This window comes from Rhizobium sp. 2MFCol3.1 (assembly GCF_000377565.1).
Taxonomy (GTDB): Bacteria; Pseudomonadota; Alphaproteobacteria; order Rhizobiales; family Rhizobiaceae; genus Rhizobium.
Window position 1 is genome coordinate 241,554 of sequence record NZ_KB898357.1, and the last position, 21,112, is coordinate 262,665.

Sequence of the window (21,112 nt, forward strand, 5' to 3'; positions counted from 1 at the left end):
GGGGTACGTCGCAAACTCAGCTAGTGACAGCCTCCGTCACCGCCCTGAATCGGATCTCGGCGACATGCAGCCTGGTCTTCTGTTCGCGCCGGGTGCGGGTCGAAAGATGCAGCAAGCCCACTAAGTGGTGGGTCTCCAGCGAGAGCGGCGCGTCATGCAGCAGCGCGCTAAGGCGCTCGGCGATGGTCGCAGCCTCTTTTCGACCGCCATTGTCGGTCCAGATTTCGATCGTCAGCAGGTGCTCGGCGCCGGTTTCGGTCGCCGTGGAATAGTCGTTGCTTGCGAGATCGGCGACGATCACCGCCGGGAGTTTTCGGCCCGAAACCAGGCGGTCGCGCAAGCCTTCGGGGCCGATCATGGCTGACAGTTCCGCATCGTCGGCGAGGCGCGTCTGGATCGCCGTCAGCAGTTCGTTGGCGGCGCTCATTGGCCTTCCTCCTCGCACAGGCAGACGAGATAGTTACCGCGCTCGTCCGGGTCGCGCCAGGCGCGGATCGCGAAGGTGCGCGCTCCCTTGCGCAGCCGCATGCCGGCTTTGATATCGTGGCGAAAGCGCAGCCAGATGCGGTGCGTCAGCGTGAAAACGTCGGCGCCCGCCTGCTCCTCGGGCAGTTCGCTGACCGGTTCGATGCGGGCCCAGAACGAGGCGATCTCGGTAAACGAGACAGTGGCGCCGCCCTGTCCGTCCGGCGTCTCCACCGGCGCTTCCAGCGCCAGCCGCGCCGTCATCTGGCCGGGGTCGAAGAAGACCGAGCGCATCAGAGCCTCCTCACCATGAAGGGCGCGATCAGGCGGTCGTAGCCCGAGGGAATATCGGCCGGCTGGTCGTCGACCGCGACCGTGCCCCGGAACGTGAACATCTGCGCCACATGCATCAGCATCGCCCGCTTCAGCGTATCCGGCACCTCGGCGCCGCTCTCTCCGAAGCCGGCAGTGAAGTCGATCTCGATGCCGTTGATGGGCCGGCCGGCACTGATGGCGCGGCCGAGCATGAGGCGCGCCGGGCGGGCGTGGCCGTCGAGGATGTGGCCGGTCAGCGGCAGGCTTAGCTCTTCGCCGGATGCGTCGTAAAGCGTCAGGCTTTCAATGGTTTGGACGGGGCCTCTCGCGATCTGAATCACGCCGTCTTCAGGAATTGAATCAAGATAGAGGCGCCAGGTCTGGGTGATGAGGCTGAGGCCGGTTGCGCGCTCGAGATGTTCGCGGGCGGTGCGGATGAGCGCGGTGAGCAGCGTGTCTTCGTTGGTGTCGTCTAGGCGGAGGTGGGATTTGGTCTCGGCGAGGGTGATGGGTTCGGATGCGGGTGGGGTGATGAGGGCGTAGGTCATGGGTGGGTTCCTGGTGGTGTGGGTGTGGTTGCGATAGGTGAGACGTTGTTCCGTGTGGCCCCCTCATCCGCCTGCCGGCACCTTCTCCCCGCTGGGGAGAAGAGACTCTGGGTTGGCCGCTCGCGCCGACCTCCCCTTCGCCCCCGCGGGGAGAAGGTGGCCCGAAGGGTCGGATGAGGGGGCTCCGGGCGCGGCGAAAGCTACATTCGGGGCCGCTCGGCACAGCGCCAACCGCATTCGAAGCGGCACCGCACCGCACCCCCTCGCCCACTCAACTCACCGCAAACTTCACCAGCTTGATCGCCTCGAAGTTCTGCACCCCGCCGCCAACGCGCTTTGTGTGTATTGCACACAACGCTTTAACCGTGCTGCGCTATGATGGAATGACGGAGAAAACTGATGCCGGTAAAAGCATACTCATACGTACGTATTTCGACCCCTGAACAACGCAAAGGCCGGGGTGAAGAACGCCAGCTAGACGCGGCGCGTGCCTACGCTGCCAAGCATGGACTTGACCTCGATGAATCTTACATCGACCCCGGCAAGTCAGGCTTTCATGGCCATCATGTCAGCAAGGGCGCGTTAGGTCGGTTTCTGGAACTGGTGGCGAACGGCAAAGTAGCTGTTGGTTCTTATTTGTTGGTTGAGAACCTAGACCGACTGTCCCGACAAGCGCCAATCGACGCACAGGCCCAATTCATCGCGATCCTGCAGGCTGGAATCAAAATCGTCACGCTGATGGACGGACAGGTCTACGAGCGCGGCAGAGATTTCACGCAGATGATCATTTCGCTGACGGTAATGTCGCGTGGTCACGAAGAGAGCGCTCGCAAGTCCTACAACAGCAAAAACAACCACGACAAAAACCGGCAAGACATGCTGGCTGGCCTGCCTCGCTTCCAATCCGGCTGCGTCGGCTGGATCGATCAAATCCGCACACCCGGCAGCAAAGACTGCAAGTTTGCCCTCAACGGCCACGCCAAAACAGTGCAGCGAATATTTGAGCTAGCTGATCAAGGTGTTGGTGCGCTACGCATTGCAAGGATATTGAACGACGCGAACACGCCCCCGCTAAAGGCAAGCGGAACCAAGTGGTGGGAAACGACGGTCGTTCGCATCCTCAACAACGAGACGGCAATCGGCACACTCCAGGTCAACGATACCGTCGATGGCAAACTCGTTCCGATGGGCGATCCGATTAAGAACTACTATCCGGCTGCGGTAAGTGAAGAGCTGTTTTGGCGTGTTCAACGCAACAAGAAAAAGGCGCCAACGAAAGGCCGGAAGGGGCTGAGTTTTACCAACCTCTTTCCGATGACCACCCGTTGCGAGCATTGCGGTGGCGGTTTGGGCTTAGTTCGGTCAACGACGAAAGGCGACTATCAATATTATCGCTGCAAGAAGCGGTATGAGGACGGTAATTGCCCCGGTCCATCCGCGTTGTTTCCCTATAATGTGCTTGAAGCAGCCATTCTTGATCACGTCAAAGATTTCTATCTCGATGCCGATATCTCGCGGAAGTCTGGGACAACGCCGCGTGATGAAATGGTCACGGCGATAGCAGCTATCGAGGCTCGCCTATTCGATCTTGAGAAGGAACGCAAAAACACGCTGGCCATGGCAGGCATCGTTGAACATGACGAAGACCGAGCCGAGCTACAGGCAACGTTGCGTTCACTTCGCCCCCAAATCGATCAGGTACGAGCCGAGTTGAGTGAACGACAATCCGAGCTACAGGAGATCGATGATAAGCAGTCGGAAATGGCAGACGTGGTGGACGTGATCGCCAAGGAACGCGCTGTGTGGGCTACGGGCTCGCATGATGAAGTGTTCGTCAGTCGAAGCCGAGTCTCACAGAGCATTCGAAATTTCGTCCACGATATTTGCGTGAATTTCGAGTTGCAGACCGTGCGAGTTCAAGTCGCGGGAGCGACAAAGTCCTACGAATTCAACCGGAAAGGCGAACTGACGAATGTGTTCCATTCGCCTCTGAGCACCGACGAAATGCGCGAGATGGTCAGTTTCGTTTATGGCGAGGATCGCGTTGAGGGCATCATGGACGCCCACAACAAAGTCAAAAGCCTTCACTCAAAGTGAAGCCTTAGAACTTGATGCAGACAAGAGCCGACACGTTGCGTGGACGCGCCTCTGTGCCGCCATTCGACGCAATAGTGATGCCGGTCACAGCTGCATAGATGCCGATACCGGTAGCAGCTGCGTTCGTGTACATGGCACCGGTACCGCGAACGTGGCGACGATTACCCACGTCCTGAGTACCCATTTCGATATCACCGTAGCCGCTGATCGAGTGGCCGTGACCCGGATCGTAAACGCTGTGGGCGTGGCCCGGATCAGTGATCGTATGAGTGTGAGCAAGGTTCTGCGAAGCCTGTGCCGAGCCCAACGTACGGCCGGTGTCAACGCCACGACCGCCATCGAGACCACGACGGAACTCGCCGCGCATGTCCGGAAGATTGAACGTAGTGGAACCGTCGCCCGCACCGTAGACAGTGCCGATTACGCCGAACAACCGCGCATATGTGGTGCGAGACTTGGCTGAACCGTCAGCGACAAGGTAACCAGCGGGAGCTGTAGCACCAGCGAAGTCGATGTAAGTACCGGCTGGGACAATTGCGTCGAGAACCGCTTGCAGCCCTGAGATAGTCGCAACGTCTTGGGTGCCAGTATGATTGGCACGATCTTGGTACCAAACGCCCTCTTTTGCATCGAGCAAGTCGGCGTCGAGTGTTGAGCCTGCGCCATCGTTGCTAGCGGCCCAAATCTTGCCGCCAGCAATCGTGCCCGAAGCAAATGATGGATTCGCCGTTGCGTTGACGATGCGGAACTTGCTGCCGTCGTATGTTGCGGTGATCACCATTCCCGCTACGAGATCGCCAGCCTTCAGTGCAGAGCCGTCGTTCTGGATCAGATCGCGAGAACCGAGACCATTGATGTTGAGGGTTGCTGGACCGGTGTTTGTCGCGTTGACGAAGAAGGAGAAGAACTCCTTCTCATATGACAGTGGGCCGACATCGTATGTGAGCGAGTACGCGTTGCCAGTGTTTGTGAGCAAGCCTCTCGGATTGATGCGGTCGAATGATCGAACCTGTGCACCCATACCGGCGCGAATGACTGCCGGGACAGCGCTCGGAGCAGAGCCGGTCGAGATGCCGTTCGGGCTTGGGGATGTATTTTGGGAATCGCTCTCGTTCCAACGAGGGTCTGTGTAGTCTACCATTTTTCACCACTTTATTATTTTTGTTGTTGGGTGCTTCCCGACACGTTGGCCGGGGCCTTTCGTTATTGGTCGGAGTAGCCAACCTCCCTGAGATAGTCGTTGATCGCGACTGCCAGCGCGTTGTCGGACGTGTCAGCGGCAACCTTCGCCAGCTGGCCCAAATGTGCGGACAGACCGCCCTTCTGCATCTGTGCTTGCGGGATACGAGACAGCCAATTGACGGTTTCGGGGCTGGTCAGGAGTTTGGCCTGCCAGCGGGTCGTGCCGAAACTTGCTGCTTTGCCGACGGCCATACCGGCCCATGCCTTCGGACCACCGAACGCAGCTGCCAGCAGCGACTTGCCGTCCGCTAGGTTCAACTCGCCAAGCGCAGCACCAGCCTTCGCCGTGCCGGAATGGTTGTCGAAACCGCGATAGCCCTTGAGGTTTTCGGATACGCGAGCGAGACGATCTAAATCCTGGCGGAACTGCGCTCGACCTGTGCCGTGGAACATCGCGTTCTTGGCTTCGTCGCTGAGATTGCGCCAACCGGAAAGAAGACGTGTCGGGCTAAACTCGCCACTGCGATTAATGCCGAGGCGCTCGACTGTCGAACCTGTCAGCGTGTTCCAAAGTTCAGGACCGCCCTCTGTGCGCTCAATCTGACGACGCACCGCATTGATGCGCGTGCCACCCTTGTTGACTTGACCTAGTACCCACTCCGCAGCCTGTTCCGGCGTCTGCGCCTTCAAGATCGGATCGAGAGTGTTCTTCGTGTTGAGAACGCCATCAGCCTCACGAGTGCGACGGAAACGATTGTTCGCCTTCTTCCAAGCCTGCAACGCGTCGCCGCCAACTGCCTCAGCGGTCGCGCCCATGTCGGCGGCCATTGCTTGATACAGACCTTGCGCACGATCACGAGTGACCTGTGCAACAGCCGGATCATTCGCGATACGGCCAATACGGGTGCGGGCTTCCTTCAGCTGGTTGAAATTGATGCCTGCGCCGAGATCGTCGGTGATTGCCTTCGTCTGACGGATCACCTCATCAAGAGCCTTCCCGTCGTTGAGCGCAGCGGATTTCGTCATGCCCTGGCGCTCGGCCTGCAATGTTTCTAGAAACTGACGGGTGTTCGTACCTGCTGCCGGTGCATCGGCGGTCAAGCGGCCCGCCTCGTCATACAGGTAATCGCCGCGTGCTTTTGAAGCACTCTTGTAAGCGGAGGCCTGATCCTTCAACGCCTGACCGAGTTCCTGGCGGCTCATCGTCTGCGGAGTGAGGCCACCGATAATGCGGTCTGTTTCAGAATTGATGCCGTCAAACGCTTGTCCGATGCGATCCTGAATGGGCTTTCCAGCGCGAGTTGCAGCAAGGGCCTGCTCTCGAATAGCTGTATTGGCGTTGCCGTTGACCATGCCAGCGGTCGGCTCCACACCGATCGCACGGAAGTCAGCAGCACGTTGACCAGCCTGGGCAGCATCGTCGGCCCGACCAGCAACCAAGCGCTTCGGTCCTGCACGTACTGTGTCGGAGACTGCCGTTGCTGCTTTACGAATGCCCTGTCCGAGAAGTGGAGCAGCGACAGCACCAATGCCCTCGCCTACTGCATTCACACCGAATGTCTTTGCAGCATCACCGATCTGTTCGCCAGCTGTACGCGTATCGTCGTTGCCGTAATACCAGTTCAGGCCGCGCTGCGTTGCTTCTCGGCCCGCCGTAGCACCGAGACCCGCGCCCACAGCACCGCCGCCGATTGCTCCTGTCGTCGTGCCAACGACAGGAACCACGCTACCAGATGTGCCGCCGAGAATACCGCCGCCGATAGCACCGCCAACAGCACCAATACCCTCACCAATCTCAGGCAGTATGCTGGCGATATCACCACCACTCGGTATCCAACCCGGCTGATTATAGATCATGACCTTCCCAGTTTGCGGATCGGTCATTATGAAGTTGTCACCCTTGTAGGGTTCAGCATCGGGATAGTGCTTACGAATAGCTGTCAGTCGATCCTCTGGCTTGTCGAGAGCACCAACTTGCACACGGACGCTAGCCGGTGCTTCCATGTCAGGATCGATGTTCGAATATTCGGGTTCGGCCTGTTTAGCAGGCGCGAAATCCTCCCATGGCCCGGCGTCTGTCTGCTGCGGATTTGCGAAATCTTCCCATGGACCGCGTTCAACCGCTCCGGTGGTCATTGGGTCGACGACTGTCTTTTTCGGATTTGTGTTCGGACCCATTACGCTCTCCCCCTGCTAAACATCGACATCATTTCCCACGGCTTGTAGGTTTGCTTTGGCTGCAACTGCTGAGCCGTTTGGATATCGATCGGTTGGCTACGGAGGAGACCGCCACGCGGAGTGTCATCGGCGACTTGCGGCTGCTGCATTGCCATCTGGGACAAGGCGAGAAGTCCGCCAAGGTTCTTGTTTCCAGTAAGCCCAGGAACATCAATGCCTAGCAGTCCCTTAGAGGTGTCCGCTGGTGCAGCCGGTGCGCTGGCCGCAGCGGTAGAGCCTCCTGTGGACCCTGCGAGTGCTTGTGCGTTGTAGCCTGCGGGTGCATTGCCACCAGCTGCAAGAACCTCTGCAACGGGGTCGATCTGTTTCGCCTGGACCTGTGCCATGGCGTTCTGCGGGCTAACTGCGCCAGTCGTGCCGTTGTAAGCGTTGGTCAGCCATTCAGGAGCATTGGCACTTTTGCCGCCAGCACCCCAAACGCCGGGTGTGCCGCCGCCGATGTGCATGGAACCCTGCTGCATATAGCCGGGACCAGCACCGAAACCGGTGATGCAATTGGCTTTACCTTGGCTGACGATCTGCTCGAAAATCGGACGGTCGGCTTCGTTGGCCCAATCGAGTTTGCGGCCATCTTTGTAGAAAAACGCATCTGCCGCGCCGCCATGGTCATGACGGACACTGCCCGTTCTAGGACCACCCTCCTCTGCCGTGGGCTGACCACCTGAGAAGACTTCCATGCTGACGCCGAGGTTCTTCAAGTAGCCAAGGCGTTTAGCTAGTCCATCATCAAGGGGCTGACTGCGGGTCGCTCCCTGATTACGATAAGTGATGTAGTCGAACATTTTACCTCGTCCCCTTTTTCGGGGCTTCTTGTCGCGACCTCTTCTGGGTCGGTTCTCTTGTAGTTAGTTGGCCTTCGTCCAGTTCGACGGCAACGCGGGATCGCCACCGTTAAATTTGTATCCTCTGCGCACCTCGCCTACTTGCGGTATTGCCGATTGTGCTCGTGAGCTACGTGGCTTCCATTCTTGCTTTGGCTGCGAAGAGCCTGTGGAAGCGCCCGTAGCGACTTCGATTGGATCGTAAGTCTTTGGCTGCACGACGATACGGCCTGCATCGAAACCGTGCGTGCCAGCGATACCCGAGTAACGGGTGTTGAGTTCGCCCAACTTGCCTGCTTCCGCAGCGTACAAATCCTGCGCGGCTGACACGAACATCTTGCGCTGCTCCGGTGTTAGGCGTTCGCCGTTGACCGCTTTGTTGTAGAGATTCAAGATCTGAGTGGGCACACCGGATGCTTGTTCTGCTGTCGCGAATTCGCCTTCACGAACAACCGAGCCTGGATCAAGAACCTTCATGTAGCCGTAGATGATACCAAGATCGCCTGCGCCGTTATCCTGCTTCGCGCTCGATGCAATACGGTCGAAGGAGGCGCGAACCTCATCCCAACGCTTGTAAACAGGGCTCGACGTGTACTCTTTGCGCAAATCCTGTTCGTCTTTGAACGCCGCCTGCTTAGCTGCACGAGCGTCTGTCGCTGCCTGTTTCTGCTGCGGAGTAACGAACTCAGGGTGGGTTAGGCCGTATTCGAAATTGCGCTGATCGTCGGTGCGGATTTGGCTTTCCGTGCCCGCCTGACGACCGGAGCCTTCTGCGAATGCAGTCTGCTGAACACCCTCGTTGTAACCGGGAGCGGCAGTATAAGACGCACCATTCCAGACCAAGCCCTTTTGCGCCGCTTGATTGTCGAGAAAGTTCTTTTGCGCAAACACCGCGCGAGCTGTCTCGTCTTCGTTGATCAGCATCAGAGCATTGTATTGCCGGTCAAGGTCTGCACGCTGACGGTTTATCTGACCAGCAAGATCGCTTGTCGGAGCAGCAGGAGCAGCACTGGCAGAAGTCGGGGGAACGGTAGCGCCAGTGTTGCTACCTCCGTTAAAACCTACTCCACTGCCGAAGAGACGTTCGCGAACCGCTGCGGCTTTCCTCGCCTGCTCAACTGCCAGACTATCTTTCGCAGCATCAGCGCCCAGACGACTAGCCTGCGCGGCCTTGAATGCTCGATCCGAGTTTGCATCCTTGTAGCCTTCGTAACCAGCGATACCAGTCATACCGCCCTGCGCGATGTCCTGGCCCACGGAGTGCGGCTTGTCAGAAGGACCACCCGCAGCCATCAAACCCATCGAACCGGCCAGCAGACCACGCATCGCAGCTTGCTTGCTGTCCTCATCCTTGAACTTGAGAAGACCACCGAACGCAGTTGGGCCAGCTGTGCCGTCGTTAGTGCCGAGTGCGCGACCAGCTGGGCCAAGCATTCCGCCCATGCCCGGTGCATCTGGAAATTGGCCTGTCAGACCCGGGGCAGTCGGACCATTGGGGTTTGCAAAACTAGCGTACTGACCAGCAGTCGGCGAGATCGAGCCGGTCGCAACGGGGTCAACAGCTGGTGCAGCCTGTGGAGGCGCAACAGGTGCAGGAGGTGTCATAGGAACCTGACCGTCAGGACCGACTTGCGGCATTGCGCCGCCCATCTGTCCCGGCAAGCCCTTTAGAGCGGCGAGGATTTCATCGATATTACTGAACATTATGCTGCTTCTCCAATTAGTGCGCGAGCGTCGATGCGTTTAAAGCCGTCGATTTCGCGAACCGCTTGCGGACGTGTAATTTCGACTTCCTGCGCCATCGGGCCCTCGTAGCGTTGGCCGGATGGATCGTTTTTGTAGGTGAATTCGTAGATGCGAGTGCCGTTGAGCATGTAGCCAACGAACACGATGTTCTCTTTTGCGCGTATGTCGCAGAGCATACCGAAGATGGATGCGAGCGAGCCGATAGCACCCAGACCGCTTGAGAGACCATTTGAGTAGACTGGCTTCGTTGTCGTCTGAGAGTTGAAGCCCCCTGTTGTCGCGAGACCGAGCATCGTCGCGGCGTTGTTGATATCCTTGTTTTGGTTGTAGTCCCACTTGTTGATATCTGCCTGCTTGAGCATGTCCGCGTACGCATCCTTCTGCGCACCAACACCAGCGACCTGATTTGCATCGTAATAATCGTTGGCACGCTGATCGCCCGCCATACCTGCGCCTTGCAGCTGCGTCTGAGCCTGACCCTGTTGACCGGCCATAAGACCGGAAGCCGCTGCGTTTCGGGAATCCTGCTGACCTTGCAGAATGCTGGCGAGCGAGGTGTTAGCTCCGATTTGCGTCTGAGCATTTGTGTTGTAGAGGTCGCCAATGCTCTTCGAGGCGTCGATCTGGTTCTGACGTTCGTTGGCATAGTCTTGGTATGCGATGTCGCCGGCGTTCTTTGCCATCGCATCTGCAAGCGTGGTCTCCGCATTGTTGCGTACGCTGGCAAAGGCTCCAGAGCCGGAACGACCGGCTTTGGCGAACTGACTATCGATGCCGGGAGCGATCTCTTGCGTGAACTGTCTCACGAGCGGATCATTCGCACGCTTAATCGCATCGGCCAGTCCCGGACTTCCGTTCAGGTAATCGCCATTCGCCGTACCCTGCAACAACGCGGTAGCGGGATTGTCCTTGCCCGCGAGAATATCGGACAAGGATTGCGCATTGCCTGCCGCACCGTTCGTAAAAGTTGTCCCAGCAGCAAGCGTATTCGCACCAGCTGGATTGAATGCCGCGCCGGTCGTGACGCCATTAACGGCGTTCTGGCCGTTCTTGATGATCTGCGAGCCATTAGCTGCCGTGTCGAGAATGCTCTGCTGCGCGTTCTTCGTTTCGTTCGACAAGTCGATGACCGTCGAGCCGGGGTAATAGTTTGGGTTGCCGTTGTTGATTGCCGACTGAGCAGAAGCAAGCGCGTCTTTGATATACGGCTGGGCATATGCCGGTGCTTCCGTCGTCGTTTTTGTTTCGGTCTGTTTTGGTGTCGAGGCCATTTCTAAAATTCCTTAAACATGACGATGGATGAAAATTCGAAGCCGTGGGGCACAAGCACGCGCTCCCAGCCCTTGCGACCGAAAAGCACGAACGCTTCGCAGCCGTTGGCCTTGGCCCAGGTCGAAATGACCTTCTGCCCCTCGCCTAAAATTTCGGAGATATCGCCCGCGACGAGATAAAGGATGCAGACCGGGCGATTGTCCCACTGCATATTCTGGGTGATCGCTGCGCTGTTCTCGCCCGTCCACAGCAGATAGCTACCGTCAGAAATCCCATCGAGAACGCCGCGCTCGTCACCATTCGTGGAATGCTTGAGTGCTTCGAGCAACCAGCTACGGACACGCGGGTACTCGGCGCGGAAATCCTCAATCGATGTGATCTGTCTAATAGCCATCAGTACCCATAAAAAACTGCGTAATACTCGACGCCTGTCTGACACCAGCCAGAGCCAGCAGCGGTAAGTCTGCATTGCAATCGATGGTGAGTTGTCGTCGGCGCTGTATTGCTCGCGACCGCAGACGCGTTCGAATAACTCGTGTTGAAAAAGAACTGGTTCGGAACCGCTCGCATGTGGCCGACGAACGTGAGGTCCAGGAAGACGTTCGCGCTAGCTGCGCCGTAGCCTGAAATCAAAACGTTCTGGAAAAACTGGTAGTGACGAAGCAACTCAGCTAGCTCGACACCAACACCCTTCGGGAAGAATGGATCGGCTATGTCGGTCGCATCGCCTTCAACGATACTGACGTGCGCGATATCGAACGTGCCGCTTTGCTGACCGAGGCTGACCGTGCGGGAATTGAAGTTCGATCCGGCTTCGAACCAGATATTGAAGTCCAATGAATCCTGATAGTTTGCGTCGAGCGTCTTGCCCGCGATACTCGGAATGTTGATGACGGCCTGACACTTCTGCCAGCTTGTCGAAAGCGTGAACTTCTGTGCGCCGATGCCTGTAACAGCAGCGCTAGCAGTGCCATTGCCGAAGAACTGCACGAACTCGATTGCGATCGGACGCGCTGCATCGGCCTTCGCATAGAAGGTGACAGTTGCGGTTTTGCCTGCAAGCGTGCGGGCATTTTCCATTGGCTGACGCGAGAACACGCGATTGCCAGCACCGGCAACACTGGTGACGACTGTGCGCAGATACGCTTCATCGAAACCGGGGACCGCAGTCTGGCCGGAAGTGAATACCTGTCGAGAGACAACCTTCGTGGAACCGAAATGGCCGTTGTACCAGCGGTCAGCACTGCCGAAGTCGTCGTTGGTCTGACCGCTGTTGATGCGCCAGAAATAGAAGTTGCCGTTGTAGATATAGTTGAACGGCACATACTGCTTGCGATTGTCCCATGTAGTCTGCGCAAGGGCGCCGATTGTGGAACGCGCTGTAGCTGCGTCGGTGTCATCGAGGAGCGTCTTCGCAAATGGGGAAACACCCAAGGCAGTTAGAGCGGTCGAAGCGCTGGCAGCTGTAGCAAGCGCAACGCCGGTAGAGGTGAAGCCGAGGGTCGTTAGTGCCGCAGGGCTATCAGGATCGTCTAAGAGCGTTTTCGCGAAGTCGGACAAGCCAAGCGCTGTTTGCGCTGCGCCCGCGTTTGCTGAGGTAAGGACGGTCGCCATGTAAGGAGATGCAGCCGAGCCACCACCCGCAGAGGCAACGGCGTCGACCAGCTGATCGGTCAACACCTTCACGTCGCGTGATGTGTGATTTTGCTTTAGTTTCAGCATCTTCCGCCCTCCACTTTGGATTATTTAGCGGAAACCGGCTGGAACAGCGTCGTACTGGAAACTCTGCGCCTGGGTGAAATTCCCGGTCAGAATGAGACGAACGCGATGGAAACGACCTTGCTGACGAATGTTGCACCAACCGGATTCATTCGGTGCGGCCATCTGGCTCCAGGTGACATCGCCGTGAGAAAGAAGGCGAGAGCCGACACGAGCAACTACACTGCCGTTGCCATCGACAAACGGTCGCAGTCGCGTGACAACCGTTCGGTCGCCTTTGATGTTGGGGTTCAGCTGTTGCAAAGACTGGATAAGCAACTGCTCATTAGATTCGATGGTGCCGGTTTGATTGTCGCCAGTGAAAAGCCATTGAGCCCCGCTGATCGACATGCCCGCTAGCTGCGAATTGCCACCGGCCCATGTCGGTGAATCGAATGGAGCAGGCATGTTTTCGACAGTGACGAACTGATCCAGCTGTTCGATGGTCCACGGCAACGAAACGCTCGTGTAGATGAAATCGACTTCCGCTGTCGCCTCGGTGAATTCGCCAAGGGAGTAGTTGTAGATGAGCATCTTGTCAGGCGTGCCATCAATGGCGTCTTGGCTCGAATAACACCAGTAGATGAGTTTCTTCGCCGGGTCCGCTGCAACGCTCATGTAGCTGTATTGCGCGGTGTTTACGCTGCGGAGGAAGTAATTGTCGACTTTGCCCTCACCGATACGCTTGAGCGACGTAGAGCCGTCATACACGTAGAAGCCGTCATCGCTGAGGAAGTACGTGATACCCTCAACTGTGATGAGGCTTTCAGGGACAGAGCAACCCTTGCCTGGAATGATTTCGTCAAACTGCCAGATCGTAGGCGTTCCGACGTAGGTCATTTTCACGATGGAGTTCTTCATGAAAATGGTCACATCTTCGCCACCGACGATGCCCTGAATGACACCCGAACCGCCGTTGATGTCCTGGAAATCGGCCTGAGTGGTGAGCGAGAAATCCCAACTTTGAGGCTGATCGAGACCGGACCAACGCACCCGGTACGGCACATCGCCGTCGAACGAATCATTGGTATTGGCAACGATGACGAAGCCACGGGAGTTCGTGATATAACGGGCTTTGACCAGCGTAGTCAGATCATCGAAATTCACGTCCTCGTTCATATCGATAAACTGAGGTGGATTGACGAAGTTTGTGCCGACTGCCCAACTTCCGTATCGAGTGAAATTCCACTTCTCTGTGCCGCCCGTGTATGGGGAGCTGGCACGAGAAACGTCCTGCCATGACAAGTCCGATGGGCTGACCTTGAACAAGCCCTCTGCGCAACCAGCATAGACCTTGCCGTTACCAGCGGTGTCCTGACCGGAGATCGCGCCGAGTGGTCGCGACGGCAGAGTGCTGTCCGAATAGAGTTTGACGCGCTTCATCGGCTCGTAGGCGATGGCACCGTTCGTTGCTCCGATTGCCGGAAGAACATTGCGAGCTACAGTTACGCCGGTATTGTTGAGTGCGGGGCGATCAGGACGCCAAGGGCCGAGGATGCTGTCAATTACCACGATGACAACTCCTCAATGATGGTGTTGCCGTAGACCGATGCGCGGGTGTGATCGCGGACAACTGCGCTCAACGCGTCATTCGTCAGGTCTTTCTCCATCTGCTCGGCCTTGTCGTCTTTCAGCCAGTGATACGCCTGCGCAAGCGATGCTCGGAGATAGACGGTCGGGAAATACGTGAGCAGCCAGTTCGTCGTCTGTGTCGGAGACAGCGAAGGTAGGCGAGCGTAATAATAGAGGTCGAATTGATAATCGGTGGTCGGGACCGGACGGATTTCCAAAGTGGAGCCGGTCAGAACATAACCGAGTGCCGAGGGGTCGGAGTTCTGGAAACTGATCGGGCGCGGCTTTTTGCCGTTTATGACCACGGCACGGGCTTCCTGAAAATCATCAGGCAACGATGGAGACGTGCCGCCTGGCACTGTCTGCGTGATTTTCTTTTCCATGCGGTAGTGCTTGAGGAGCGGACGCAATGCCTCTTCTGCCAGCATCACGCAGAGGTCGCCGGGCGCGCCAGCGCCAACGGTGTAACTGTCGATTGCGGAGATGAGATCGGAATAGGATTGGATCGCCATCAGATCACCAGCCCGTTCGTGCGGAACTTGCTGTGATCGCCATCATTCAGGAGACGAGCCATTTTGACGGGATCGTCTAGGTAGCCTTTGGCCTTCCAATCCTGATAGATGCCCAGCGGAATGCTCGCCACGCGAACCATTTCACCGAGTTTGCCGGTCTTGCTGAATTCATTGGCCTCGGCAACATTTGCGTCGAGCAGCGAACCGAAGTCCTTCCAGACAGTGCGTTCAAGGCATGTCTCGCCTTCCTTGGTCCAGAAGACGGTCTTGTTCTCGTCTTCGTAAACCGGAATGGTGGTGCCATCTGGAATGATATCTGCGCGGGTGAGTCCGAGGGGATTTAGGGCGTTGTACGCATCCATAGTTCGCCTTGTCTTGTTATTTTTATTGGCGATATGAAAAGGGCCAGCATTATTCGTGCTGGCCCTCAGTCTGCTTAGTTCACGTCGGCAATCTTGCCGTTACCAGCCTCGTTCTTGCACTCAAGTGTGAGTTCTGTGACGAGCATCTTCTTGTCGCTATCGCCTGTCTTCGCGAGGTCGATCTTCTTGAGCGGACGGAGCGTAGCTACAGCCCAAAGGGAAGGATCGAATGCGATAACAGTTGTCGCGGACATGAACTGGTGTGGGATGATCTGGTGCTTGCCGAAGTCCGAAACGTAGTAATCTACGCCCTGATAGATCGTCTTCGCATTGGCATCCTGGTACTTTGTACCATTGCCTGTGAAGGTCGAAATCTTCTGCTTCAACTTGCCCGGTGCGATAACCAGAGTTGGGTCGCCACCCTGTGTCCAGACGTTCTGGATCATGTCGTTGAACATCGCTTCTGTGAGCCCGCGAGCAGTACCGTTCACAACCGCGCCAACTGCACCAGCTGTGTAACCAGCTGTCGAGCCGCCTGTGCCGTGAGAGATGTTCGTCTTGATCCACGCTTCAGCGCCACCGAGTTTACCAGCTGTGGAGCCAGAACCGAAGATTGCAGCGTTTGACGAAACCAGTGCGGATTCAATGTCGCGGTTCAGTTCTGCGCCAACCTTAGCAACCTGACGAGCGTACTCATCCTTCGTGCCAGCTGTGTTTACAGCCTGGAGGGTAGCCGAGACCTGCACGTACTTGACGAAGTTCTGAGTTGTGTTCGAAATCTTCGTTGGTGGAACGAGAGTACCGAATACAGCGTCCGCGCCTTCAATCGCCGCGTTGTCCTTGTTAGCCGCAGCTAGATCGTCCTTGAGGAACTGGTGATTAGTAGCTGATGCCTTTGTTGTACCGATTTCAGTCTTGAACGGTGTCTTCTCTGGCGAGATGCGGGAGATTACGTCTCCGAGGTCTTCGCGAATGTTGGTCGCGTTATTAGTGATTAGTGTGGGCATTTTTGCCTTCTCCTTATTATAGTAGATGCTTGAGAACGTCGGCCGCAGCGGCCTGCGAACCGGTACGCTTGAGAGCGCTCATCTTTCGTTCAACGACGCTTTGCGAGTTATTCGAACGTGCCGGGGAAGAACCGGGCGTGATCAATGGAGGTTTTGCGTCAACCACCTTGACCGCCTTGGCCTTCTGGGCCTGTAGCTGATCAAACTGCATTGCCTTGTAGGCAATACTGAAGAGTACAGGGTTCGTCTCACGGTCAATGGCCTCACCTGGGATACCCGATTTCAATAGGTAATCGCCAAGAGCCCTTGCCTTGCCTGTTTCTGGCTTAGCTAGTTCAGGATGCATTTCTTCCAGACGCTGCTTGCCTTCCGACATCAAGCGCTGGTGTTCTCTCTCCTGGATCTGAGCCTGCTGCTGTTCAACAAGCGCTCGCTCGTGTCGGAGTTTTCCGATCTGAGCATGAATTCCTGCCCACTTTTCCTTTTGAGCCACGTACTCGGCAGGATCATCCGTTGCGAGTTGCGCCCAATTCGGCTCCTGTGGGAGGTACATTGCAATGTCGCGTTCCATGTTCTGGAACCACTGCAATGAGTTGTCGCGAATTTGATTGACCTGAACGTCTACACCCTTTCGGGCGTCGGCAAGTTCTTGGGTCTTTCGCGTATAATCAGCGTAGCGAAGATTGGCCTCTTTCCACTGCTTGCCGGTGATTGTCTCGCCATCGATTTCGAAAACGAGGTCATCTGCAATCTTGATTGGGGCCGTCTCGGCTGTCGCCGCTACATCCTCTCCCGCGTCTACTGGTTCGTCAGAGTCCTCTAGGGTTTGCTCGTCAGAAATCTCGGCTACGTCGTCGGAGGGTTGTGAAACCTCATCGGCTTCGTTCTCAACATCACTAGGTTCATCGGTTGCAGCAATATCGAGATTGCTGTCGAGAAGGCTAGAAATGTGGCTCGCAGCATCATTCTGCGAAAGGCCAATTCCGTTGTCGGAGTTGCTGGCATCTGTCATTTGGTTGCTCCAAATTTGTTGTTTTTGTTGTCCTTATTTAGCTGGACACGTACTTTTATTGCGCCGTTGCCTTAGCTACCGTCGCCTCGTTCATAAAGTTCAGGAACTTGCCCTTGAGGCGCGTCAGAACATCGAGTTCCAGACGCAAACGTTCGCGCCCCGCGACATCATCGAGGGGGCTTTCGGCCCATTGCTTGAAGAGGTCGCGCATGATCGCGTCCCATGCCGCCTGATATGTCGGATCGCTACAAATGCGATCTGCGTCCCTGCCGCGCTGAATGATTTCGCTCTCTGTCATGTCGGCTCCTTATGCCTGTGGCGGCATCTGAGGTGCCTGCTGCTGTGGTGGAGTTTGCGGCTGCATCACCGCGATATCGGCAAAGCCCTGCTGCAATGAATCGTGATGCGCGTTCATCTGTGCGTTGACGCTGGCTACATCGACCTGGGCCGCATACTTTGCCTGGATTTCTGCCTTACGCAGTTCGAAATCCATCGCCATCTTGTCGCGCTCGCGGTCGTCTTCCATCTGCAATTTCAGCAACTCGAGTTCGCGCTTTTGCTTGGCATCCGCGGCCTTAGCCGCTGTGTCTGCCTTCTGCGCTTCCGCCATGACCTCGGCTTCGGTCGGCTTCTCCGGCTTCTTCTGTCCAGCAGTCGGGGATTTCGAAGGATCGTTGACGAAAGCAGCCGTGTTCTTGAAACCGGCGTTCTCGAGGAATGCGACAGTGGCGTTGTAAATGTTCTGTTCGGATGCCAACGCGGACTGCGACTGCACGGCCTGCGTCTGCATTTCGATGATCTGCTTGAGCATCGCTTGATTGAAGTCCTTGTTCATCATGCCGAACGCAACCGTTGTCGACATGTCCATAGCTGGATCCCAATCATCGATCTTGATTGGCGTGTACGAACCAAACAGGCGGGTAATGAGGGCTTCTGCGCCATCTGGCTTACTGACGAGCTGGTCAACAATGATGCGGAACAAGTAGCGATAGCCGGTGTCAGCGAAGAAGCGCGTGCTGGATTCGATTATCAGCTGCATAGCGCTTCGCTGCTGCGAGATTGCGCTTGCGCTTGTGCTTTGCATGTCCGTCGCGCTCATGCCAGTCATTGAGGCGCCCACGCCGGTCACGCTGTCCATCGTCTGCTTGAGGCTTTCGATGAACTGCATCGACGGACCACCATTGAACGGCACGTTCATGTATGCGAGGCCGTTTGTCGGATCGGATGAACGAATGATCTTGCCAGGATGCGGGTTCAACAGGTCATCAAGGTTGACGACTTCGGGATTGGCAATCGCCTGCGGGTTCGCACTGCGGTGCAAGCCGTCGATATTCGCGCGGGTGATGCTAGAAATTAGCTGCTGGTGATCACCGATTTTGTCGGCAATGCCATGACCGAAAAGCGTGTTCGGCATTGGATACGGGCAATACGCCGCGTAAGGATAAATCTCGCTGACTTCCTCTGTAGCGAGCAAAACCGGAGCGCTCTGCAAGTCGCCGGCAACCGTCAGATGGACGTGTTCACGCCAGCCGTCACCGTCGATGTCCAAACGCATATAGACCTCATAAACGTCTACCTCGTCTTCAACATCTGAAACGCCTTGATCGTAATCCGTCTCCTTGGCACGTTCCTCCGCAATGCCTGTCATGCTGTCGTTGGCACTGCTGATTAGCTCGACCTTCTCTTTGTCAAAGCCCATTTCTAGCAGCGCAGCACGAGCCTTGCGGCACTTGTGACCCTGCAAACGCGCCTTGATACCGCCGGTCTGCTGATCCCAATCCGCGTCCTTCGACACGAAGAAGTCTTCCGGCTTTACATTGGTGATGCGCAGCTTCCAGGTTGTCTTTCGCTTACGGAGTTTGATGTCGCGGAGCATTGGCAGCTGCGCCGTCAACTGCTGTAGGGTTTCTGGCGGCAACATTGCTGCCTGCTGCTCAAGTTCCGGTGGCAACGGAGCCGCATATGGCTCGCCGCTTTCGAGAATTTTGAGTTCGTCAGCGTCTTCCTGTGCGACCAGTTCAACCAGCTGCTCTTCTGGAACGCCTTTCAACGTCTGTGGAACTGCCCAGCCTTTTTCCTGGTAGAAATCGACATTCACGACGCCAAGACCAGTGATCAGGCCGTTCTTGAGCCAGGGCGTCAACATCGTGGCGTGGGAATTGAGATTGCGGACGATAGCATTGACGGTATCCGTCATTTGCTTTGCAATAGCTGCGTCTTCATCTCCAACAGCGGTATATTCGACAACCTTCGTCTGGCTATCAAGCAGGCTGAGTTTCTGAGCTAGCAACCAATCGACGCGCTCATTGACATCAGGGCTGACATACTTGGATCGGCCTTTCAGCGGATCGGTCTTGCCGTCTTTTGCTCTGTCAGCGTCGAATAGCTCGCGGTTGTAGAGTTCTAGTCCGCGTTCCTGTTTGTAAGCGATATTGTCGTCGGAAAAGCCAACGGCTTCACGGACAGCACTACCAACGCGGTTGAGAATATCTTCATCGCTGAGGGCTTTTTTGCCCTTCTTCTTGTCTGCCATGTATGCCTTTCACGGACGCTTTGCGCGTCTCTAGTTCTTGGATCGCTCTATCGATTGCGGCCATTGCGTTGTCGATCGCTGCGATCAGCGCGGAATTGTCTTTGGTCATTGGTCGCTCCTCCAATGGCAGCACGAATAATGCTGGTCCTCGTCATATTTATTGCAGGCAGCAATTCGGGCGCTCATTCGTAGTGGCGAACGTCGTATTCTATGGGCTTGGACCAAGCCCACTTGCCGGTGTGCTGGTTGGCGTTGGTGGCGAAGGTCAAACAGAGCGCGTCGGCAAAGTCCGGTGACTTGCGGCCACGCTTGCGGATCGACTTTTTGTCCTCGACCTTGATCTTACCGGCGTCTCGGTCGTAGGTCGGAAAGGTCAATTCCTTGATCAGATCCTGGTGGTTCGGAATGCGGACATTGCCGTCCTCAAACCACTTTCGGCATTCCCACCACAGCTGATCGCGGAGACGCGTGTATATCTGCGGGTCGCGTGTCGGGCTGGCCTGGACCATGACCTTTTTGACAGGCAGGCCCATATTCGACAGCATCACATAGACGCCGTAGCCAGGGCCGTTCGCGTCAACGCAAATCTCTACCGGCTTGCGCGTGCTGCCGTGGTATTCGTCAAACACTGCTTGTGCCAGCTGTACGGCGTCGAGGTTCGGGAAGTCCTTCACCTCACGCACTACATTGTCCTGGCGCTTGGCTATGACGCTGCGATCTCGACCGCCGCCGTTCGGATCAAGACCCCAAACAATCGGCGCGTCGGCGGGTGCGACCGCGTCTTCGTTGTCGATAGCTGCTTGCACGAGGGGCGCGGGAATAACGCCGCCCTCTTCCTCAAGCGGAAATTCGCCCTCGACGTTGATCTGATAATCGTGCGTTCCCTTGCCACCGTAGGAGATGGCCATCTCTCGAAACGCTTCCGGCGTGAGACGCGGGTTGTCCGCCATCTTGCCGTGAACATGGGTCCAAATCTGCGAAAGTTCGGGATTCTCCCATGTCTCGAAGAAGTACCCGCTTTTGCGTGCCGGGTTGGAGATCAGACAGAGTTTCGGATTTACGTCGGAGAAGATGTTGCCGAGAACGTGGAAAATCTCGTCGGGAACACCTGACGCCTCGTCCACGAACACGAAATTGTTGCGCATGTGGATACCACGCGCACTTTCGAGGTTGTCTTTACTAGCTAGACGGAAAGCAGCGAACGCGCCGGTCGGGCTGTCTCTGCGTGAAATGCGGGTGGCCTGATAATCGAAGAGGTCTTTCCACTCAGCATCCATCGCCCCCCAGATATTGCCGATCTCCTTCCAGATACCGTCTTTGATCTGGCCTTCGCCTGGGCCGAAGATGGTCACCTGTACGTTGTTCAAGCAGAACAGCGCCCACAGGATCACGACCGCCATAACGTGGGTTTTGCCGAAGCCGACACCGCCCTTGAACGAGATGCGTCGGTTAGCCATCCACTTCGTTGCGAACTCAATCTGCTTGGGGGTTAGGTCGCTGCCAGCAATGTGCTTTGCGAAAAATACGATGTCCTCGCGGCACGCTGCAATGATAGCGCGCTTCTGTTCGGACGTTAGTTGCTTTGCCATAAAATACCGAAGTTGTTCCAACTCCGATATTTAGTAAAAAACAGGAATTTACTGATTTTCCTGTGTTTTTTCTTGCCCTTAGC

The 21,112-nt window shown here is 56.5% G+C and carries 20 protein-coding genes; 1 reads left to right on the top strand and 19 read right to left on the bottom strand.

The annotated features are described in order from the left end of the window. Nucleotides 1–16: 16 nt before the first annotated feature. Genes D460_RS0112495 through D460_RS0112505 form a run of 3 tightly spaced genes read right to left on the bottom strand, consistent with a single transcriptional unit; the run spans nt 17 to nt 1,328 of the window. Complete coding sequence (locus D460_RS0112495; protein ID WP_018898887.1) at nt 17–427, bottom strand: DUF3168 domain-containing protein; 411 nt, start codon at nt 425–427, stop codon at nt 17–19. After that, nucleotides 424–759, bottom strand: a complete 336-nt coding sequence (locus tag D460_RS0112500) for a phage head closure protein (RefSeq protein WP_018898888.1) — start codon at nt 757–759, stop codon at nt 424–426. The genes D460_RS0112495 and D460_RS0112500 overlap by 4 nt, the downstream gene beginning before the upstream one ends. Beyond that, nucleotides 759–1,328, bottom strand: coding sequence for a head-tail connector protein (locus tag D460_RS0112505; RefSeq protein WP_018898889.1), 570 nt, complete (start codon nt 1,326–1,328; stop codon nt 759–761). The genes D460_RS0112500 and D460_RS0112505 overlap by 1 nt, the downstream gene beginning before the upstream one ends. A gap of 399 nt (nt 1,329–1,727) precedes the next feature. Here D460_RS0112505 and D460_RS34480 point away from each other — a divergent pair, with 399 nt between their 5' ends. After that, nucleotides 1,728–3,425, top strand: a complete 1,698-nt coding sequence (locus tag D460_RS34480; RefSeq protein ID WP_018898890.1) for a recombinase family protein — start codon at nt 1,728–1,730, stop codon at nt 3,423–3,425. Between the two features lie 4 nt (nt 3,426–3,429). Here D460_RS34480 and D460_RS34485 read toward each other — a convergent pair whose 3' ends face one another. The 16 genes from D460_RS34485 to D460_RS0112585 all read right to left on the bottom strand — a co-directional run bounded on the left by D460_RS34485 (nt 3,430) and on the right by D460_RS0112585 (nt 21,029). After that, a complete protein-coding gene (locus D460_RS34485) occupies nt 3,430–4,566 on the bottom strand; it encodes a phage tail protein (protein WP_245267736.1) in 1,137 nt (378 codons plus the stop codon). Between the two features lie 62 nt (nt 4,567–4,628). After that, the gene (locus tag D460_RS32940; protein WP_018898892.1) at nt 4,629–6,785 is read right to left on the bottom strand and encodes a hypothetical protein; all 2,157 of its coding nucleotides are present in this window, start codon (nt 6,783–6,785) and stop codon (nt 4,629–4,631) included. After that, nucleotides 6,785–7,627 (bottom strand): hypothetical protein, encoded by an 843-nt coding sequence (locus D460_RS34490; protein ID WP_018898893.1) that lies wholly within the window; start codon nt 7,625–7,627, stop codon nt 6,785–6,787. The genes D460_RS32940 and D460_RS34490 overlap by 1 nt, the downstream gene beginning before the upstream one ends. A 63-nt stretch (nt 7,628–7,690) precedes the next feature. Continuing rightward, the gene (locus D460_RS34495; RefSeq protein ID WP_018898894.1) at nt 7,691–9,370 is read right to left on the bottom strand and encodes a hypothetical protein; all 1,680 of its coding nucleotides are present in this window, start codon (nt 9,368–9,370) and stop codon (nt 7,691–7,693) included. Continuing rightward, nucleotides 9,370–10,683 carry a tail fiber domain-containing protein gene (locus D460_RS0112535; protein WP_018898895.1) on the bottom strand — a complete coding sequence of 438 codons (1,314 nt, stop codon included), beginning with the start codon at nt 10,681–10,683 and terminating at the stop codon, nt 9,370–9,372. Before D460_RS0112535 ends, D460_RS34495 begins: the two co-directional genes overlap by 1 nt. A 2-nt stretch (nt 10,684–10,685) precedes the next feature. Beyond that, entirely contained in the window at nt 10,686–11,078 is a 393-nt protein-coding gene (locus tag D460_RS0112540; RefSeq protein ID WP_037111247.1) for a hypothetical protein, read from the bottom strand. Then, entirely contained in the window at nt 11,078–12,406 is a 1,329-nt protein-coding gene (locus D460_RS32955) for a hypothetical protein (RefSeq protein WP_018898897.1), read from the bottom strand. The genes D460_RS0112540 and D460_RS32955 overlap by 1 nt, the downstream gene beginning before the upstream one ends. Nucleotides 12,407–12,430: 24 nt before the next feature. Further along, nucleotides 12,431–13,954 (bottom strand): hypothetical protein, encoded by a 1,524-nt coding sequence (locus D460_RS0112550; protein ID WP_018898898.1) that lies wholly within the window; start codon nt 13,952–13,954, stop codon nt 12,431–12,433. Continuing rightward, nucleotides 13,948–14,526 (bottom strand): hypothetical protein, encoded by a 579-nt coding sequence (locus tag D460_RS34500; RefSeq protein ID WP_018898899.1) that lies wholly within the window; start codon nt 14,524–14,526, stop codon nt 13,948–13,950. The genes D460_RS0112550 and D460_RS34500 overlap by 7 nt, the downstream gene beginning before the upstream one ends. Next, the gene (locus D460_RS34505; RefSeq protein ID WP_018898900.1) at nt 14,526–14,888 is read right to left on the bottom strand and encodes a hypothetical protein; all 363 of its coding nucleotides are present in this window, start codon (nt 14,886–14,888) and stop codon (nt 14,526–14,528) included. Before D460_RS34505 ends, D460_RS34500 begins: the two co-directional genes overlap by 1 nt. 74 nt (nt 14,889–14,962) lie before the next feature. After that, nucleotides 14,963–15,895: a DUF5309 domain-containing protein gene (locus tag D460_RS0112565; RefSeq protein ID WP_018898901.1), complete on the bottom strand. Its 933-nt coding sequence runs from the start codon at nt 15,893–15,895 to the stop codon at nt 14,963–14,965. A 16-nt stretch (nt 15,896–15,911) separates the two neighbouring features. After that, complete coding sequence (locus D460_RS0112570) at nt 15,912–16,907, bottom strand: hypothetical protein (RefSeq protein ID WP_018898902.1); 996 nt, start codon at nt 16,905–16,907, stop codon at nt 15,912–15,914. A 55-nt stretch (nt 16,908–16,962) separates the two neighbouring features. Next, on the bottom strand, nt 16,963–17,205 hold the full coding sequence (locus D460_RS0112575) for a hypothetical protein (RefSeq protein WP_018898903.1): 243 nt from the start codon (nt 17,203–17,205) through the stop codon (nt 16,963–16,965). 9 nt (nt 17,206–17,214) lie between these two features. Next, nucleotides 17,215–19,440: a hypothetical protein gene (locus D460_RS32970; RefSeq protein ID WP_018898904.1), complete on the bottom strand. Its 2,226-nt coding sequence runs from the start codon at nt 19,438–19,440 to the stop codon at nt 17,215–17,217. Further along, nucleotides 19,400–19,549, bottom strand: coding sequence for a hypothetical protein (locus D460_RS36405; protein WP_196809334.1), 150 nt, complete (start codon nt 19,547–19,549; stop codon nt 19,400–19,402). The genes D460_RS32970 and D460_RS36405 overlap by 41 nt, the downstream gene beginning before the upstream one ends. Nucleotides 19,550–19,622: 73 nt before the next feature. After that, nucleotides 19,623–21,029 carry a hypothetical protein gene (locus D460_RS0112585; protein WP_018898905.1) on the bottom strand — a complete coding sequence of 469 codons (1,407 nt, stop codon included), beginning with the start codon at nt 21,027–21,029 and terminating at the stop codon, nt 19,623–19,625. Nucleotides 21,030–21,112 lie beyond the last annotated feature (83 nt).

Coding starts and splice junctions, on each gene's coding strand:
- D460_RS0112495 (WP_018898887.1), bottom strand. CDS start 427: ATGAGCGCCGCCAACGAACTGCTGACGGCGATCCAGACGCGCCTCGCC.
- D460_RS0112500 (WP_018898888.1), bottom strand. CDS start 759: ATGCGCTCGGTCTTCTTCGACCCCGGCCAGATGACGGCGCGGCTGGCG.
- D460_RS0112505 (WP_018898889.1), bottom strand. CDS start 1,328: ATGACCTACGCCCTCATCACCCCACCCGCATCCGAACCCATCACCCTC.
- D460_RS34480 (WP_018898890.1), top strand. CDS start 1,728: ATGCCGGTAAAAGCATACTCATACGTACGTATTTCGACCCCTGAACAA.
- D460_RS34485 (WP_245267736.1), bottom strand. CDS start 4,566: ATGGTAGACTACACAGACCCTCGTTGGAACGAGAGCGATTCCCAAAAT.
- D460_RS32940 (WP_018898892.1), bottom strand. CDS start 6,785: ATGGGTCCGAACACAAATCCGAAAAAGACAGTCGTCGACCCAATGACC.
- D460_RS34490 (WP_018898893.1), bottom strand. CDS start 7,627: ATGTTCGACTACATCACTTATCGTAATCAGGGAGCGACCCGCAGTCAG.
- D460_RS34495 (WP_018898894.1), bottom strand. CDS start 9,370: ATGTTCAGTAATATCGATGAAATCCTCGCCGCTCTAAAGGGCTTGCCG.
- D460_RS0112535 (WP_018898895.1), bottom strand. CDS start 10,683: ATGGCCTCGACACCAAAACAGACCGAAACAAAAACGACGACGGAAGCA.
- D460_RS0112540 (WP_037111247.1), bottom strand. CDS start 11,078: ATGGCTATTAGACAGATCACATCGATTGAGGATTTCCGCGCCGAGTAC.
- D460_RS32955 (WP_018898897.1), bottom strand. CDS start 12,406: ATGCTGAAACTAAAGCAAAATCACACATCACGCGACGTGAAGGTGTTG.
- D460_RS34500 (WP_018898899.1), bottom strand. CDS start 14,526: ATGGCGATCCAATCCTATTCCGATCTCATCTCCGCAATCGACAGTTAC.
- D460_RS34505 (WP_018898900.1), bottom strand. CDS start 14,888: ATGGATGCGTACAACGCCCTAAATCCCCTCGGACTCACCCGCGCAGAT.
- D460_RS0112565 (WP_018898901.1), bottom strand. CDS start 15,895: ATGCCCACACTAATCACTAATAACGCGACCAACATTCGCGAAGACCTC.
- D460_RS0112570 (WP_018898902.1), bottom strand. CDS start 16,907: ATGACAGATGCCAGCAACTCCGACAACGGAATTGGCCTTTCGCAGAAT.
- D460_RS0112575 (WP_018898903.1), bottom strand. CDS start 17,205: ATGACAGAGAGCGAAATCATTCAGCGCGGCAGGGACGCAGATCGCATT.
- D460_RS32970 (WP_018898904.1), bottom strand. CDS start 19,440: ATGGCAGACAAGAAGAAGGGCAAAAAAGCCCTCAGCGATGAAGATATT.
- D460_RS36405 (WP_196809334.1), bottom strand. CDS start 19,549: ATGACCAAAGACAATTCCGCGCTGATCGCAGCGATCGACAACGCAATG.
- D460_RS0112585 (WP_018898905.1), bottom strand. CDS start 21,029: ATGGCAAAGCAACTAACGTCCGAACAGAAGCGCGCTATCATTGCAGCG.